Consider the following 16,107-nt stretch of genomic DNA (forward strand, 5'->3'; position numbering starts at 1 on the left):
AACAAGGACCTCGACAATCCTCATTCTTGCTGGTCAGAGGCACTTTCTGCTTTCCTGACCGCCTGTCGGACAGCCCGCTTCATGAAAGCCTGAGGTTAGCGGGTGGCACGGATCACCACGGTGAGGACCGGTGAGGCCGGTGACGGCTGGCTTTGCCCAATATCGTCGTACCCCCATGATCTGTAGAGCGCGTGGACCTTTCCGTCCCCGGCGGCCGAGTTGACCATGAGCGTCACGTACGGCTCGTTGCGCGTGGCGAGAAGGGCGTCATGGATGCGGCGGGCGGTGCCGGTCTTGCGCCAGGCCGGGCGGACGCCGATTTCCTTCAGGGCCACTGATGGGCGCTCGGTGTACTTCTCCGCCGGCGTCGGGCTGGTGCGCTGCCAGTAGCGGTCACCGTGCTCGATGGTGTTGCTGTACGCGTAGCCGACCGGTTGGCCGTCCGCGTACGCGAGGACGGCTGTGAACCCTGGCTCGGTGGAGTGCCGGTCGATGCGTTCGCCGAACGCGGTCACCGCGTAGTTCGGCAGGTGGAGGAGCGGGGCGCGTACCTCGGCGTACGCGTCGAGAAGGTCGCCGCGGACGGTGTCTAGGTTGGTGAACGTGCGCAGCTCGGTGGCAGGCGCCATGGTCATGCGGCCGTCCTCCAGGTAGTGGTGTGCTCGGTCCAGTTTTGGACGGTGGTGCTGCGCGGGGCGGTGGCGCGGAGCGCGGCCCCGAACTCTTCGAGCATGCGCGACACGCGGGCGTGGCGGGTGGCGGCGTCTGCGGGGACCCTCATCGCGGTGGCTGTTGCGGCCTCGGCGGCCCCCTGCGCGAGCAGGGCGTGGGCGAGACGGGTCGTGGTGATGGCCCGGGATCTGACCATGTGGGGCCGGAGTGAGGACAGGCAACGGTGGGCGTGGTACTCGGCGGTCGGGTAGTCGCCGAGCGCCAGGTACGCGGAGAGGGCCAAGGAGTCCAGTTCGGCCTGGTCGTAGAAGGCGAGCAACCAGACCGGCCGGTGGTCGGCGGGATCGGCGCGCAGCATGGCGTCCTGCGCCTGCTCGAACGCGCGACGTGTATCGGTCCGGTTCTGGGCCGTGCCGTGGATGGCGCCTTGGCGGGCCAGACCGAGGGACGCGAACAGCGGGTCGCGGCGGGTGAGGTGGAGGTTGCGGGCGACATCGTTGGCGGCGCACGCGTCGGCGGGGCGGCCCATGTGGCGGTACATGGTGCCTGCATGACTCCAGATGCGGAACTTGATCGCCTGGTCGCCGGACATCTCGGCGAGGGCCTGGGCCTCGCGCATGTGTGCCTTCGCGACGTCGTAGCGCCGGCCGTCGATGGCCGCCCACATCGCGGACGAGCGGAATGCGGCTCCGGAGGCGTAGAGACTGCTGCGTACCCGTTGCGTGGCGCTGCCCGCGTTCTGGAGGTTGAGCGCCTCGTCGGCGAGCGCGGCGGCCCGCATTTCGATGCCGGGCTGCCCGCCGTGGCGGTGGTCGCTGGCAATGATCTCGGCGAAGCGCTTGTTCAGCCGGTTGACGTCACTCATGCCGATCCGGCGCGGTGACGCGGTCCCTGGGGCTGCTGCTGCGGCAGCCGCCGCTGCGATGCCGCCGACGAGGGTACGGCGCTTCATGTCGGACTCCTCCTGCTGAGATGACGCTGGGGTGGGCGAAGGCCGGCCCCGTGGCACGAACCCTAAGGCGACGGCGGGTAATCCGGTGACGACCTCAAGTGCGCAACGTGTTGCTGACTTTGGCCAGATAACCCGGCCCGCTTTCCACGCCCGGACCGATGACCCATCGAGCCCGCCTGCGCGGCCCGTCAGTTGTTCAACAGCACTATTCACGGCATCGGCCAGGCTGTTTGAGCTGTATCCGTGCTCGGCCATCCACGCCTCAAGGACGGTGTTGCGGATCGCGTCCATGCGGGCACGGTAGCCCGCACGCTCCCTCCTCACCAGGTAAAGGGTAGGTCAAAACGCCCTAGGTCAGGCCGCCGGACGGGCGCGCGAAAGCCCTAACCAAGGTGCCAGGCACCGGAGTTATCTGGGTGTCGGCCACTCCCCGCGAGCGGCTGTTGACGGTTCGGTCCGCCCCTGAAGAGTCACATGGGGTGGGGCGCGCGCCGAGACGACACGAAGGCTCCATCCAATGCCGATTTTGAAGAAGCCGGTTGAGGCGGTCCTCGCCAGCCATCCCATGTACAGCGAGATTTTCCCGTGCGAGCCGTCCACGGCCGAGACCGGACGCAAGCTCGTCCGGGGAGTTCTCGGGATGTGGCACCTCAACGACCTCGTGGACCGCGCCGAGCTGATCATCACGGAGCTGATCGCGAATGCCTCCAGGCACACCCCATGCCCCGAGATCCGTCTCGTTGTCGGGCGGCCGAGCGCGACACGGGTGCGCGTCGGGATCGTGGACGCGGAGCCGTCGCGTTTGCCGGCACTCAGCCACGCGGGCGAGGAGGACGAGTCGGGCCGCGGGCTGCTCCTCATCGATGCCGTGGCCGACCGCTGGGGCTGTGACCTCCAGAGTTCGGGCGGGCGTCTGCGGGGCAAAGAGGTCTGGGCGGAACTTCGTACTGAGGGCGACGAGTGAGAGCCCGGCTGCGGTGTCCTCGCTTCTTCCGGATCTCGTCCGCCCGCCGATTCAGCTCTGGGCCGGCGCCGCCAGATATCAGGCTGCCGGATCGACTGTCTCGACCACTTGGGGAAGGGCCCGTTCCTCGATGGATTCGTCATGGATCACCGGTGACTGCTGGCTCGGCTGCGAACGCACCGGAGTGCGGGTGACCTGGCTCGGCCCCGTGCAGTGGGACGGGCAGCACGCCCCCTTCTACGCATGTGAGCCGTGCCTTGATCGCCTCAAGGCCCAAGCCTTCACCCACCTCATGGGGCGTTGATCGGGCTTTGCTCGATCAGACCCTGTGCGCACGACTTCCTGGCATGAGCAGGCGGTCCGGCCAGAACTTTCTGCGCCGGCCGCGTCCCCTCGTGCCGGGCGGCCAGGAGCTGGTCTGGGGACCAGCTGTCCGCATCGCTCCTCTGGCGGCTCCTGGTGGGCATTCCAGCCCAGATCAGCAACAACCAACGATGAAAAGGAGTGCAGCATGACGCGCAGCACCGTAGTGCCCAGCCGTACCGAAGTACGACCGCAGATTCCGGGTGCAGCAGACGGCTTCGACCTGGATGTCTCGCTCGTGGAGATCGCTGATCCGGCCGGTCTGGTCAACCTGACCGACGACAACTGCGGTTCCACCTGCGGCGCCTGCACTACCAACGTCGCCTGACGCCTGCCCTGAACCCCAATGCACCTTCGGTCTGGTGCCGTCGCGTCTCCGCGCGGCGGCACCAGCCGACCATCACCTTGCCCATGGAGGTCATAGGTGGTTGCTCAGCCCGCAGCTTTCCGCGCTGGTTCCACCGCTCTCGTACGTGCCGTGGCCCGACAGTCTCTGCCAGTTCCTGCGTGCCCTGACCCGGATGACTACTCGCCCGACGGCTCCTCTGCCTGCGTGACGTGGCTTCGTGAGGTCTGGGCGGACCAGGACATCGCCGAGGCCGTGGAGCACTCCAGCCCAGCCTTGGCCGTGCAGGTGCGGGCCGTGTGTACTGCCGAGAATCCTCCCCTTCGAGACGTACGGCGCGCGGCGCTGTCGGTGGGCCGCTACCTGTTGCGGGCCCAGCACCGGGCGACGCCCTTCGGTCTGTTCGCTGGCGTGGCCACTGCGGCGTTCGGCCCTGGGGTGCGTGCGGACTGGGGTGAGGAACACGTAGCCGTCGGTCGTGCGGGGGCCGAGTGGCTTGCCGCTGTGGTCGAACGGCTGGAGTCCTGCCCGGAACTCCTCGACCGGCTGCCCGTCGTCGTCAACAACACCGTGACGAGCCGGGGAGACCGGCTCATCGTGCCGTTCCAACCCGATGCCAATGACGACCGAATGCGCGCGGTCGAGGCATCCCTGGCCCTGACAGATCCGGTGCGTGCGGTCCTCGCCGTGACCCGGACGCCGATTCGCTGCGAAGCCCTCGTGGAAAAGCTCCGGGCGGAGTTCCCCGAGGCCGGTCCGGAGAAGGTGCGCTGTCTACTGGCGGAGCTGGTCCGACGGCGAGTGCTGATCTCGAGCCTGCACGCGCCAAGCACCGAGACCGACGCCCTCGGGTACCTGCTCGACCAACTCGACGCGATCGACATCGACAACCTTGCGCCGGTCGCGGAGACAACACGCGAGCTGCACGCGGTCCGGATGGGCTTGAAGGAGTGCGCCACGCGCGGCGGCCGAGACAGCACCGCAGCGCGCATGCGGGCCCTCGTGCCCGGCCTACGTCGGCACCCTGTTGCGCTTGACCTGCAGTTGGATGCGCAGCTCGTCCTACCCGAGGAAGTGGCCCGGGAAATCGAGCGCGCCGCCTTCATCCTGACCCGGGTGAGCACCCGCCCGTACGGGACAGCCGAGTGGAACGCCTACCACCAGCGCTTCTACGAGCGGTACGGCATCGGCACGATGGTCCCGCTCGCGGAGGTCGTCGCGGACAGCGGGACCGGCTACCCCGACGGCTACCCAGGCAGTCCTGCTGGTCCAGGTCGGCCTCGCGTCTCTGCTCGGGATGACGCCCTCGTACGACTGGCGCAGAGCGCCGCGCTCGACGGCTGTGACGAGGTCGTGCTCACTGACGAACAGATTGACCTCCTGGACGTGGGGCCCGACGAGCCACGTCTGCCGCCACATCTGGAGGTGGGGGCGCGCGTGCACGCCGCCAGTCTGGAGGACTTGCAGCGTGGGCGATTCCGGCTGGAGGTCGTGAGCGTGTCGCGTGGGGCTGGCGTTTCGTCAGGTCGGTTCCTCGGCGTACTGGCACCCTCCGAGCGTCCGGCGGCCCTGGCCGCAGAACTGGCTGATCTTCCGGCCGCGGACAGCGACACCGTGCCCGCTCAGCTCTCCTTCCCGCCGCTGCTCCCGGAGAGCGCTCACGTCACCCGCGCCCCGCAGGTCCTGCCTACCGTGATCAGCCTCCAAGAGCACCGCGCACCGAAGGACACCGTTCTCGCCCCGGAGGACCTGGCCGTGGGGTGCGACGGCCGCCGCATGTACCTGGCCGCTCCGGAACGGGGGCACCGCGTCGAGGCCGTCGGCATGAACGCCCTGAACCTGCACACCCACACTCCGCCGTTGGCGCGGTTCCTCACCGAGCTGTCCCGCGCCCAGTGCGCGCAGGTCACCGTCTTCGACTGGGGCGTCGCAGCAGCGATGCCGTTCCTGCCGCGCCTGCGGTACGGGCGTACGGTGCTGACCCCGGCGCGCTGGCGTCTGGAGGCGTCCGAACTATCCAGTCGCGCTCGCCTTCGTAGTGAGTGGGACACCGCGCTCTCCGAATGGCGGGTACAGCGGGGATTGCCTCGCCGCGTGCTCCTCGTAGAGGACGACCGGCGTCTCTTTCTCGACCTCGAGGAGGCCGGCCATCGGACGCCCCTGCTTCGACATCTCGACCGCTCGCACCAGGCCGTGCTCATTGAGGCTCCGGAACCAGAGGCGTACGGCTGGTGTGGCGGGCGAGCCCACGAGGTCGTGGCGCCCCTCAAGGTGACCCGAACGCAGTCCTGGCCGCCCCTGCCCGTTCCCACTCAGGCTCGCGCCCTCGCGGCGGCTCAGTTGCAGACTCCCGCCGCTTCGTCGGTGTTGCTCGCCGCCTTGTACGGAGACCCTCGCCGTCAGGACGCCCTACTTTCCCAGCACCTCCCCGGCCTCCTCGAACGACTGGGCAACCCGCCGTGGTGGTTCATCCGCTTCCGTGACCCGGACCAGCACCTCCGCGTACGCATCGCCCTCCCCGACCGCGGAACCTTCGCTCAGACGGCGCGCACCATGAGCGCGTGGGCCGACGACCTGCGCAGCGCCGGCCTGCTGGCAGACCTGCGTTACCCCACCTCTTATCGGGAAATGGGTCGTTGGGGCTCGGGCGCTGCTTGGGAGGCTGCCGAGGAGGTGTTCCGGGCAGATTCGCGCAGCGTCCTGGCCCAGCTCGCAGAGCCGCAGAGGCCGGCGCAACGCGCGTTGGTGGCGGCCCACACCGTCGCCATCGTCTCCGCGTTCCTCGGCAGCACCGAGGCCGCGATGAGTTGGCTGGCCGAACATGTCTCGCCGACAGCGCCCGCGTCCGTTCCCTGCCCGCAATTCAGCGAGGCCGTACGGCTCGCGAACCCAGCCGACGACTGGGCCGCCCTTCGCGAGGTCCAGGGCGGAGACGCCATCGTGTCGGGTTGGGCAGAGCGCTATGCGGCGCTCGCCGCGTATCGGTTGCACCCTCCCGGCCCGGATACCCAGGGCATCGCCGTCGATGACGTCCTGACCTCCCTCCTGCATGTCCACTTCGTGCGGCACGTCGCGGTGAATTTTGCCGAGGAAGAGGTGTGCCTCTACCTGGCGCGCGCTGCTGCTCTGGCATGGACTGCCCGCACCACTGGGAGGGCGGCGTGACCGTGCACCCGATGCTCGGCCTGGTCGATGCCGTTGCTGCGCGGCTCGCCGACCCCGGCACGGCGCCTTCCGTCCATCAGGCACATCGGCAACATCTCGCCTATGGCCCGCCCGGGATCGCGCTTCTCCACATCGAGCGGGCCGCGAACGGCCTCGGACCGTGGCAGCATGCGCACGGTTGGCTCGCTGCCGCGTCTCACGGGCCCCTCACGAGCGGACCCGACAGCCACCCCTTCTACGGGATGCCAGCCTTCGCCCACGCCCTTGCCTGCGCCGCCGACTATCTTCCTGGCTCCTACCAGCGCGCCTTGGACGCCATGGACCGGCAGATCGAGATCGACGTCAGACGCCGTCTCGACGCAGCGCATCGCCGCATCGATGCCGGATGCCTTCCGCAGCTGGCCGAGTTCGACACCATCCGGGGCCTGACCGGATATGGTGCCTACCTTCTACGCCGGAACTCAGGCAGCCCTATGGCGCGCGCCGTCCTCGACTACTGCGTACGCCTCACCGAACCGATCAGGCAATCCGGCGAGGACCTTCCGGGTTGGTGGACGGCAAACGGGCCCTCGGGCAGCCCGGACGAACGATTCCCCGGCGGGCACGCCAACACCGGCATGGCACACGGCATCGGCGGAGTGCTCGCGCTTCTGGCCCTCGCCGCCCGGAAGAGCACCGTTACGGACGGGCATCTCAGAGCGCTGCGCGCCATCCTGGCCTGGCTCGACCGCTGGCAGGAGGAGACGGACCGAGGACCGGCCTGGCCGTACTGGGCCACTCGGAGCGAGCTACGCACCGGTCGCCGCGCCGCATCCAAGCTCCGTCGGCCGTCATGGTGTTACGGCACCTCCGGCCTTGCCCGCGCTCAGCAACTTGCCGCGCTGGCCATCGGAGACACCGAACGCCAGATCACGGCGGAGAACGCGCTCGCCGCCGCCCTCAGTGACCCGGACCAGCTCGGAGCCACGACGGACAACGGCCTGTGCCACGGTTTCGCCGGCCTCGCCCACATCGCCGTCCGCACGGCCGAAGACGCCCATCCCTCGACCGTCGGTCGACTCCGAGCCGCGATCCCGGGGCTTTTGACCGCGATCTGCCCGGTGGACAACGAGCTCGAGCGCGCGGCCACGGCACTCGTCAGCGGCACCGGAGCGGGGCCCGGCCTGCTCGACGGAGCCGCCGGCACAGCCCTGGCTCTTCTCGCTGCCGATACCGCCGCACCGCCCCAGTCCGCCTGGGATTCGTGCCTGCTCATTGCCTGATTCACCGACCGAAGGACTTTGATGCCTCCCGACCGCTGGCACCAGCACAACATCACCTTCATCGACCGCGAGAGCGCCCGGAACGCCATCGACGAACGCCTCGGGCCCGCCCTGATCACAGCCGAGACCGAGGGGCAGCTCACCGGCTGGTGGTTCATGAACAAACAGCCCTGGCCGCTGCGGTACCTGGCCGACGAGCCCTCCCCGATCATTGAGTCGCTGTTGAGCGATCTAGTGGGCGACGGGGCGGTCGTGTCGTGGCTGCCCTGTGTCTACGAGCCCGAGTCCGACGCGTTTGGCGGCCCGGACGCCATGGACGCCGCCCACGAACTGTTCCACAGCGACTCCCGCCACCTGCTCACCTACCAGCCGGGCCCGGAGCACCTGGGGCGCAAGGAGACTGCGGTCCTGCTGGCGAGCGCCATGATGCGCGGCGCCGGACTCGACTGGTTCGAGCAGGGCGACGTATGGGCGAAGGTCGCCGCCCTCCGGCCGGTCACCAGCGCTCTCTCACCGGCACGAGTCGCCGAACTGACTCCGTTCGTGCGGAAGCTCATGAGCGCCGATGCTCACGGCCTGTCCCTCCGGGACGGCCCGCTCCACGGGCACGGGGCGTGGGTGACCGCTTTCGAGCGGACGGGGGCCACACTCGCCGGCCTCGCGAAACGAGGCGCTCTCACACGCGGCCTGCGAGCCGTCATCGCCCACCACATCATCTTCCACGCCAACCGCGCCGGTCTCTTCCGGGACGACCAGAGCGCTCTGTCCAACATTGCACGAGAGGCAGTCATGGGAACGAGTGACCACACCGCGTCGCCGACCGAGTCAACGGCCAACGCCGATAGCGTGAAAGCGGTGAACACCGACACGATCACCACCCCGACGTCCGAAGCCGAGCGCCTCCGCAACGCCCTGGTAGACCAGCTCCGCGCTGACGGAAACGTTCGCACGCCTGCCGTCGAGACCGCGTTGCGGACCGTGCCCCGTCACGTATTCGTGCCCGATGTACCGCTCGGAGACGCATACGCCAACGCGCCGGTGCACATCAAGTACGACACCGACGGCAGCTCGATCTCCTGCGCCTCCCAGCCGGGCGTGGTCGCCCTCATGCTGGACCAGCTCGACGCCCGGCCCGGCGAGCGCGTCCTCGAACTGGGCGCAGGCACCGGGTACAACGCCGGTCTGCTCGCCCATCTGGTCGGTGAGAGCGGGCACGTCACCACGCTCGATGTCGACGACGACCTCGTGGAGGGCGCCCGCGCACATCTCTCCGCCGCCGGAACAACCAACGTTGAGGCGGTGACCCGAGACGGGGCCCTCGGCTACGCGGAAGGTGCGCCGTACGACCGAATCATCGCCACTGTGGGCGCGCACGGCGTGCCACATGCCTGGTTGCAGCAGCTCGCTCCCGGTGGCCGGCTCCTCGTTCCGCAGCGCCTCAAGGGCACGGTGTCCCGGTCCATCGCCTACGAGCAGCGCGATGGCCGGTGGATGTCCCTCGGTAGCGAGATGAACACCTTCATGCCGCTCAGGCGGGGCATCGCCGACGACGACCGCCGGGTCATCCCGCTCAGCGCGGACGGAACCGTACGGCTTCAGGCCCCCGCCGGGCAGAAGATCGACGCCGAGGCCCTGGCCGGCGTCCTGCACGAGCCGCGCACCGAGGAGTGGACGGGCATGACGGTCCGCGCCATGGAGTCGCCGGAGTGGATGGAACTGTTCCTCACCTGCTCCCTTCCCTCCGGCCTGATCCGGATGCTGTTCCCGCAAGCAGCCAAGGGCACTCTGCTCACCGAGGACCCCTACCCCTCCTCGACCGCAGCCGTCGACAAGGGCGCCGTCACCTACCTCGCCCGGCGTTTGTCGGAGAAGAGGACCCCCGAGGGCGGCAAGCTGTGGGAGTTCGGGGTCGTGGGCCACGGTCCCGGCAGCGATGAACTAACAGCGAAGGTCGCTGCAGCCATCCGCGCGTGGGACCTGGAGTTTCGAGACCGCGAGGCCACGTTCGAGATCCAGCCCCTCGACGCCCCCACGATCGAGCAGCGCGCCGTCCTTTTCGCGCTCGACACCCCGCTGAACCGCATCGTCGTCGACTGGCGGTGACACCCCACGCGTAGTGGACGGTGGCCGCCGGTTGCGCGCCGGCGGCCACCGTCGTCTTACCCGTTCTTACGCACACCTGGGGGAGTCCATGGACCCGCACGGAACCACAGCTCAGCGCTTCCCGCTCGTCGCCCGATTCCGGCCCGCCTGCCTTCCCCTGCCGAAGCGCGTGCGCGCGCTCGTCGACCTGGCCGACAGCGCGGTGACGGAGACCGATCAGGGAGTGGCGTCCTCCGTCTACAACCAGGCTGCGCTCATTGCCTCCGATCTCGGCCTTCCCGACCTAGCGCGCGCGATGTGCCACGAGCACGCCGCCGCCTATCTCCATGCTTGCCCCCTTCCCGCCGTCAGCGCGATTCGCGGCTTGGAGCCCGTCGTCAATCTCGCCCGCCTCCAGATCCGCGGCGGCCACGCCGATGTGGGTCGTCAGCGGCTGCTCGACCTATACGCGGCTGTCGAGGCGGGCACACCAGCCAGGTTTGAAGGCGTTGCGATTCCGGCGGACCTTACTGCCACAGACAAGGACCGCCATGAGGTTGTCGCGTGGCTGTGGCGCGTGCTTCTCGCCGACGGCACGCGTGCTCTCACCACCGAAGGACGCTGGGGCGAGGCACTGGCGCACATTGAGGCCCACAGAGGCGTGGGCAAACGGATGCTCGACGGGCGCCAAGTAGCGGTACTGGCTTCGCTCGTCAGGGGGGACACGGCACACGCCTCGGCCATCCTGGCTGACACGATGCCCGGCGAGCTGTGGGAGCAGGCCGTCGCGGCATGCCTGACTGTCTTGTGTCGCCGCGACGCTGGGCATTCGGTCGGCAGGCAACTGGCGGATCTGGTGACGACCTTCTCCGAGCGGAAGACCGAAATCGGGATGACCGTCTTCGATATCCGGCTCGGACTTACCACCCTCGACGCGATCGGCTCCGCTGAGGCGCCCGGCGCACGCCGCATCGTCGAGGAGCTGCACCGCAGGACGACGAAGGCCGAAGACGGATGCGCGGCTCGCGAGAACTTGGCGCATCCTCTGTTCACCGCGATCGCCACGGATCGGCAGGTGCAGAATTGCCGCGCATTGTTGCGTTCCTGCGCCCTCAGGGCAGGGACCATGCCGGACGATCTGAGAGGAGAACTGACGGTGGCACTGCGCGCCAGTGACGGAGTGATCCGGGAAAGTCTTGCAACTTCCTTCGATTCCGAGCGTGCAACCCCTATGAAGGGGTCCTGATGGGCGCACACACCAAGTCGCTCATGAGCGGCTGCAGGAGGCCAGCCGCCAAGAACCCTGTGACGGGCGACGCCGCGAAGGCCATGAGCGACTCAAGATCCGCGATCCGCGCGAGTGAGCAGTTCGACAAGCCGTCACAGGAGCGGCATTGGGACATCGGCAAGGACTCGGCTTCCTCAACATGGAGGCGTTTAACGCCCAGGTCGGCCGCCCCATCTGGTCGGTCTGACGATCACGGGGAGAGTCGAGTCCGATCGGCATGCGGAGGCGGATTGCGGTCACCCCGGAGAGGAGGAACCTGGCGGCGGAACGGGCGGGGAACTTATCCCTGATCACGCGGCATGTGGCCGTCGCCTTCCTGACCGCTACCTTCGCCGGCAAGGGGGACGGACCAGGCATGGACCGGCCGTACCGGGGCGCCGACGGGCCTGGGTGGCCGCCGGAGAGTCGACGCGCCGGCGGCCAGCCGTGGCTGATTTCAAGGCCCAAACAGCGACTGCTGTCCGGTGCCGGGATTCCGGGAGTTCCTGTTGCGCATCCTGGTGGCGAGGGTCTTGTCGTACCCTCGGGCGTGGTTGCGCCTGTGCCGTTCCTTGACTGTCTCGCGCGGCGGGGCGGTGGCTCGGTCCACGACGATGGCCACGGACATTCCCTCCTCTGCCCGCTGCATGCCGAGCGTCCTCAGGTCGTCGAGGGTAGTGCCCACTGTGCCAACGAGCCCATTTTTGACGAGCTCAGTGAACTGCGTGTTCCCCAGGTACCGGTCGACGTATCCGTACCCGAGTCGTGTGCCCTCGTTCGGTCCCTGCGTCACGTCGTCATCCAGCAGCAGTCGCACGTACGGCACCGGCAGATACATGCCTGGCGCCGGACCGGGATCGACTTTTTCCTCCAGCGGCCAGTAGGCGAGTTTGACGAAGCAGGGGTCTGAACCCAGCCGCCATTCGTGGGGCGTCTGCGGGTTCTTGCTCAACATGGCTACCTGGTCCAGGCGGTCGAGTTGCCCGAGCAGCTGCTTGTCCACGTACATCCATCGGCTGCCCGCGACCGAGGGAAGCCGTTTGGCCTGCACGAGAACGAAGCTCTGAGTGGCCTCGTGGTAGTAGATCAGGTCTGCGCCGAGTCGGGCTTCAACCGGCGTTGCGTTGATGTTCGCCACCTCGATCCGGCTCCCGAGGTGTTCGAAGACCTGGATGTCGCAGCGGAATGAGGCCCCGGTGGCGCGGCTTCCGGAAGGCCACCCCGCTTCAGTGAACACATCTGTGCCGATATCGATGTGACGCGCGTCGTTCTCGATCATGCCCTGTTCGAACGGTTCCGGGATCAGCCCGGCCAGGTAAGGGGCGGCAGGGTCACTCGGACGCCGCCAGGCCGCGAGCCGCGATGGAGGGATGTTGCCGATGGCCAGACCCAGCCGGGTCATGTCGTATTGCTCCTGCCAGGAGCGATCCTCGACGCGCCGAGGATCGAACGGATCGGGTTCGGCCGCCTCCCCAAGGAAGTCGAGTGTCCTGTGCAGCAGTTCGTGCTGCCGCGCGAGGGCCTTTAGCACCTCTTCCGAGTCCTCGTCTCCGAGCACGGTCACTTCGCCTGAGAGAGCACGTACGAGGGCGTGCCGTACGTGAAGGGGCACCCTGTGGAGGAACTGGCGCATAAGGACCTGGACGGGACACTCCCGCACCAGCTCAACGGTGATTCGGGAATCGACGGCCGCGACTTTCTCCCCTCGGGGCCGCCGCACGACTCCCAACCAGAGCAGCGGGCATTGGTCGCGCTCGGTGGAAGACCGCGTGACGATCAGGGTGATACGGGGCGTCTGATCGCGAGGGAGGGAAGCGACGGCGACCGTCTTGGTAAAGGACTGTTTAATCCTTAAGTCCGTATCGATGCGGTCCAGTTCCTCGGCGCTGAGCGCGACTATGTAAACCATGCACGGAGCGTACGTGGATCACTACTCAGCCCGTCGCCAAACATTTCCTTGGCTGTCTGCGGGGTCGTTATCCGTGCCGCCGCGTGCGTGACGGCTGCGGGGCCGGGGCGACGGCTGCTGCGTGGGCCGAGGCCGCGGAGCGCTGTGCTGAGCTACGGGCCATTGCCGCATGTGTTCGTGCGCTGGGTGTCTGGCGGGCGCTGAGGCGCTGGATGCGCCAGGTCAGTGTCCTTGCGGGGGAGCGGGCGTCATCCAGGGCACGCTGGTCGGCGGCCTGCCGGAGGAGTTTTTCGGGGTCATGGCCGGCGGATTCGGCCTTGGCGAGGGCGCCGGCGAGAGTGCTGAAGGCAGCATCTTGGACGATCTGTTCGGCGTGCTCGGGCATGGCTCGGCGCAGGTGGCGGATGTGCCGGTCCACGGTCTGCTGTGGTGGCCGGTTCAGGGCGAGGGCGGCCAGTGGCTCGGCTGCAACCTGGTCGTAAGCGGCTTGAAGGTGGATAAGGGTCTGCTGCGCGGCAGCTACTTGATGGTCGTGGTGGTGGAGCTGGTGCCAACGGGCGGAGGCGGTGACTACGAGGATCGCAGCGTCGAGGAACATCGCCAGGGCAGTGCCGTCCTTGGGGACGGGCTCGCGGAGCATGGTCCGTACGGCGCTGCGGAGGGCGCGCGTGTGGTGGTGTTCGACGTGGATGTGTGAGCGGGTGGCGCGCTCGAATGCGGCTGTCGCCTGACGGAGTTGGTATCGCAGGTCCTGTGGTGCAACGAGTGGGAGGGCATCGAGGGCTTCACCGAAGGCTGCCAAGTGGCTCTGCGCGGCTACGTCACCGTCCTGGTCGAGGTGGTGGGGAATGCGTTCGGCGGCGGCGGTGGCCTGGTGCCAAGGGTTGGGGTTGCGTCGGCCTGGCTGCTCGATGGGCCGGGGGTCTAGGTCGTTGAGGCGTTCCCGGATCTTCGGAAAGGACAGGTCGGGGGAGAGTTCGGAGCCGGAGAACCAGACGGGCTCACCGTCCGCGTTGGTGTTGTCTGTGCGCGCGACCTTGTAGCCGCGTACGTCACCGGATGGGAAGTACACGACTTCTACGAACATGTCGTCGACGTTGCTGAGCAGAAGGACGAACTCTTCCAAGCTGGCAGCGGCGGCCACAGCGGTTCGGACGGCCGCGCGCAGGCGTTCGCGGGCGGTCTTGGCCTGGCCGTTTCGGTGGGCCTTCTCCTGTTCCGCTCGGGTGGGGCGTTTGGCGGCGGTGCGGTCTCCACGGGCGACCTGGTGGAGTCCGTACTCCGTCTCCACAGCTGCGAGTTCGCGGTCGGCGGTGAGGTAGTCGTTCCAGTGCCACACGTGCTGCTTCGGGGCGCGGCCCAGTCGGTCGGCTTGCTTGACGCGTAGGTCGAGGTCGGCGACGAGCTGCTTCCTGGTCGTGGCGATGTCGTCGGCGCGGCCGGGGTCGGGGGCGTAGCCGTCCCAGGAGGCGACGAGGTGGGGGTCGGTGTGTTCGTTGGCGCGGCCTGGTTCGTAGAGGTAGCGGATGAGGCCGGCGGTGCTCTTGCCGCTGCTGATCTTGGCGATCACCGGTGGCCCTTTGCGGCAGCGGCCTGGTTGGTGGCTGCCGCGATGTGGCGGACAGCGGTGCCGACCGCGGCGAGGCTGCGTTCGGCCTGGGCCAGGGAGGCGGTGTCCCCGAGGCGGGGGCGGTCGCCGGAATTGAGCTTCCTGGCGATCTGGTTGATGTTGTGGCCGATCTTGGCGACCTCGCCACGGAGAGCGGTCAGCTCGTCGATGTAGTCGTCGAGCGAGGTGCGTTGGCTGGACAGGGCGAGGTCTCGGTTGATGTGGGCCATGACGACGGCGCCGACGTAGTGGGCTGCGGCGATGTTCAGCGCTTGAGCCATGGCCAAGATGGCGGCCTTCTCATCGGTGCTGTAGCGGACGTCTACGCGCTCTCGGCGCTGGGTCTCTTTGCGCTGTCGGCGTCGGGCGACGCGATGCAGTGCGGCGGCTTCGGCGGCGCGTGATGGCGAAACGGCGGTGCTGCCGACGGGCTGTTCGTGCTCGGGCGCCCCCTGGCGCCCGAGTCCCTCCGCCACCCCCGGGGCGGAGGTACCTGCGTTGGACCGGCCCTTGGACGATCCAACGCCATACCTTGCTCCGCCTGGTGCTGGGGAGGAGGGCAGCTGGTGCTTGGATGACGAGGGTTCGTGGTTGGGGCTGTGCATGTGGGCTCCTGCAAGTGGTGGTGGAGGGAGAGGGCCCGTTCCTCCCGTCCTGATTCGCGGGAGGAACGGGCTGGGGGACGTGGGCTGCGCGTCTCAACCGGTGCTTGTGGTGGCGGCGTCCAGCTCGGCCTGCAGCAGGTCCTTGACCTCGTCCAGACGGCTCCGGGAGATCCCGAATCCCTTGTCCCTGACGGCCTTCTCGATGCTGCGGCGCGAGGCACGGCCGGCTCGTCCTAGGGGAGCCGAGCGGCCGATGGCCACGGCCTCCTCTCGGGAAACGCTCGGCCGTTTGCTTCCCGGTTTCCCAGACTGCTGTGGGATCTCCGTCCCTCGCTTCGCGAGTTGCCCCGGCACGTCGTCGTCGGTGTCCGTGGCGGGTGGCGGCGCGAGCGGGCTGATCTGGTGTTCCTCGGCGGGTTCGTGGCGGTCGGGGTTGTGGCGGTCAGGGATAGTGGGGCGCCGGGCGACGAGGAGATAGAAGTGGACGGCTCCAGCCAGGGCGAGTGGGGCGATGGCGGAGATGGCTCCGACGGTGAAGTCGTCGAGGGCGAGTCCGTTGTGGCGGGATTGCTGGTTGAGGCGGATGGCGTGTAGGACGTTGGCCCAGATGCTTGTGGCGGTGGCGATGCCGACCAGCGTCGAGACGTAGAGGCGGGCGGACAGAGGAGCGGTCCGCAGGACGAGCAGGGCGCCGATCCCGATGGCGATGAACCCGTCGATGACGAGCGGGAAGGCGTAGGTGAGCGCCGGGTGGATGTGGCTGGCGGCGGCCATCTGACGCAGGGCGTCGTAGGACAGTGCGAAGGCGGCCACGGCCAGCAGTGCCACGCCCGTGCGGATCGCTGCGGCCAAGGGCACCGGGGCAGGGGACGGTACTGCGGTGAGGGTGGGGGAAGACAAGGGGAGCGCTC

13 protein-coding genes are annotated in these 16,107 nt (G+C 68.4%); 7 read left to right on the plus strand and 6 right to left on the minus strand.

Going from position 1 to position 16,107, the window contains the following annotated elements; genetic code table 11:
* Window positions 1-95 precede the first annotated feature (95 nt).
* A complete protein-coding gene (locus ACIHCL_RS33510; protein WP_399867970.1) occupies window positions 96-635 on the minus strand; it encodes a GNAT family N-acetyltransferase in 540 nt (179 codons plus the stop codon).
* The gene (locus tag ACIHCL_RS33515; protein WP_399868034.1) at window positions 632-1,915 is read right to left on the minus strand and encodes an XRE family transcriptional regulator; all 1,284 of its coding nucleotides are present in this window, start codon (window positions 1,913-1,915) and stop codon (window positions 632-634) included. Before ACIHCL_RS33515 ends, ACIHCL_RS33510 begins: the two co-directional genes overlap by 4 nt.
* Window positions 1,916-2,141: 226 nt before the next feature.
* On the opposite strand from ACIHCL_RS33515, the gene ACIHCL_RS33520 reads away from it, so the two are divergent.
* The 7 genes from ACIHCL_RS33520 to ACIHCL_RS33550 all read left to right on the plus strand — a co-directional run bounded on the left by ACIHCL_RS33520 (window position 2,142) and on the right by ACIHCL_RS33550 (window position 11,052).
* Window positions 2,142-2,588, plus strand: a complete 447-nt coding sequence (locus ACIHCL_RS33520) for an ATP-binding protein (protein ID WP_399867972.1) — start codon at window positions 2,142-2,144, stop codon at window positions 2,586-2,588.
* Window positions 2,589-2,718: 130 nt separating this feature from the next.
* Window positions 2,719-2,892, plus strand: coding sequence for a hypothetical protein (locus tag ACIHCL_RS33525; protein WP_399867974.1), 174 nt, complete (start codon window positions 2,719-2,721; stop codon window positions 2,890-2,892).
* A 207-nt stretch (window positions 2,893-3,099) separates the two neighbouring features.
* Entirely contained in the window at window positions 3,100-3,279 is a 180-nt protein-coding gene (locus ACIHCL_RS33530; protein ID WP_382067282.1) for an FxLD family lanthipeptide, read from the plus strand.
* A 225-nt stretch (window positions 3,280-3,504) separates the two neighbouring features.
* Window positions 3,505-6,462 carry a lantibiotic dehydratase gene (locus ACIHCL_RS33535; protein WP_399867976.1) on the plus strand — a complete coding sequence of 986 codons (2,958 nt, stop codon included), beginning with the start codon at window positions 3,505-3,507 and terminating at the stop codon, window positions 6,460-6,462.
* Window positions 6,429-7,724 (plus strand): lanthionine synthetase C family protein, encoded by a 1,296-nt coding sequence (locus tag ACIHCL_RS33540; protein WP_399867978.1) that lies wholly within the window; start codon window positions 6,429-6,431, stop codon window positions 7,722-7,724. Before ACIHCL_RS33535 ends, ACIHCL_RS33540 begins: the two co-directional genes overlap by 34 nt.
* Before the next feature lie 21 nt (window positions 7,725-7,745).
* Complete coding sequence (fxlM, locus tag ACIHCL_RS33545) at window positions 7,746-9,827, plus strand: methyltransferase, FxLD system (protein WP_399867980.1); 2,082 nt, start codon at window positions 7,746-7,748, stop codon at window positions 9,825-9,827.
* Between the two features lie 88 nt (window positions 9,828-9,915).
* Window positions 9,916-11,052: a hypothetical protein gene (locus ACIHCL_RS33550; protein WP_399867982.1), complete on the plus strand. Its 1,137-nt coding sequence runs from the start codon at window positions 9,916-9,918 to the stop codon at window positions 11,050-11,052.
* 478 nt (window positions 11,053-11,530) lie between these two features.
* Here the strand turns inward: ACIHCL_RS33550 and ACIHCL_RS33555 are convergent, their stop codons facing one another.
* The 4 genes from ACIHCL_RS33555 to ACIHCL_RS33570 form a co-directional block, all read right to left on the minus strand.
* On the minus strand, window positions 11,531-12,982 hold the full coding sequence (locus ACIHCL_RS33555; protein ID WP_399867984.1) for a hypothetical protein: 1,452 nt from the start codon (window positions 12,980-12,982) through the stop codon (window positions 11,531-11,533).
* Between the two features lie 67 nt (window positions 12,983-13,049).
* Window positions 13,050-14,552: a mobilization protein gene (locus tag ACIHCL_RS33560; RefSeq protein WP_399867986.1), complete on the minus strand. Its 1,503-nt coding sequence runs from the start codon at window positions 14,550-14,552 to the stop codon at window positions 13,050-13,052.
* The gene (gene mobC, locus ACIHCL_RS33565; RefSeq protein WP_399867987.1) at window positions 14,549-15,067 is read right to left on the minus strand and encodes a plasmid mobilization relaxosome protein MobC; all 519 of its coding nucleotides are present in this window, start codon (window positions 15,065-15,067) and stop codon (window positions 14,549-14,551) included. The genes ACIHCL_RS33560 and mobC overlap by 4 nt, the downstream gene beginning before the upstream one ends.
* Before the next feature lie 222 nt (window positions 15,068-15,289).
* Complete coding sequence (locus tag ACIHCL_RS33570) at window positions 15,290-16,096, minus strand: DUF2637 domain-containing protein (RefSeq protein WP_399867988.1); 807 nt, start codon at window positions 16,094-16,096, stop codon at window positions 15,290-15,292.
* Between the last annotated feature and the right edge of the window lie 11 nt (window positions 16,097-16,107).

Source organism: Streptomyces sp. NPDC052042 (genome assembly GCF_044548345.1).
GTDB lineage: Bacteria > Actinomycetota > Actinomycetes > Streptomycetales > Streptomycetaceae > Streptomyces.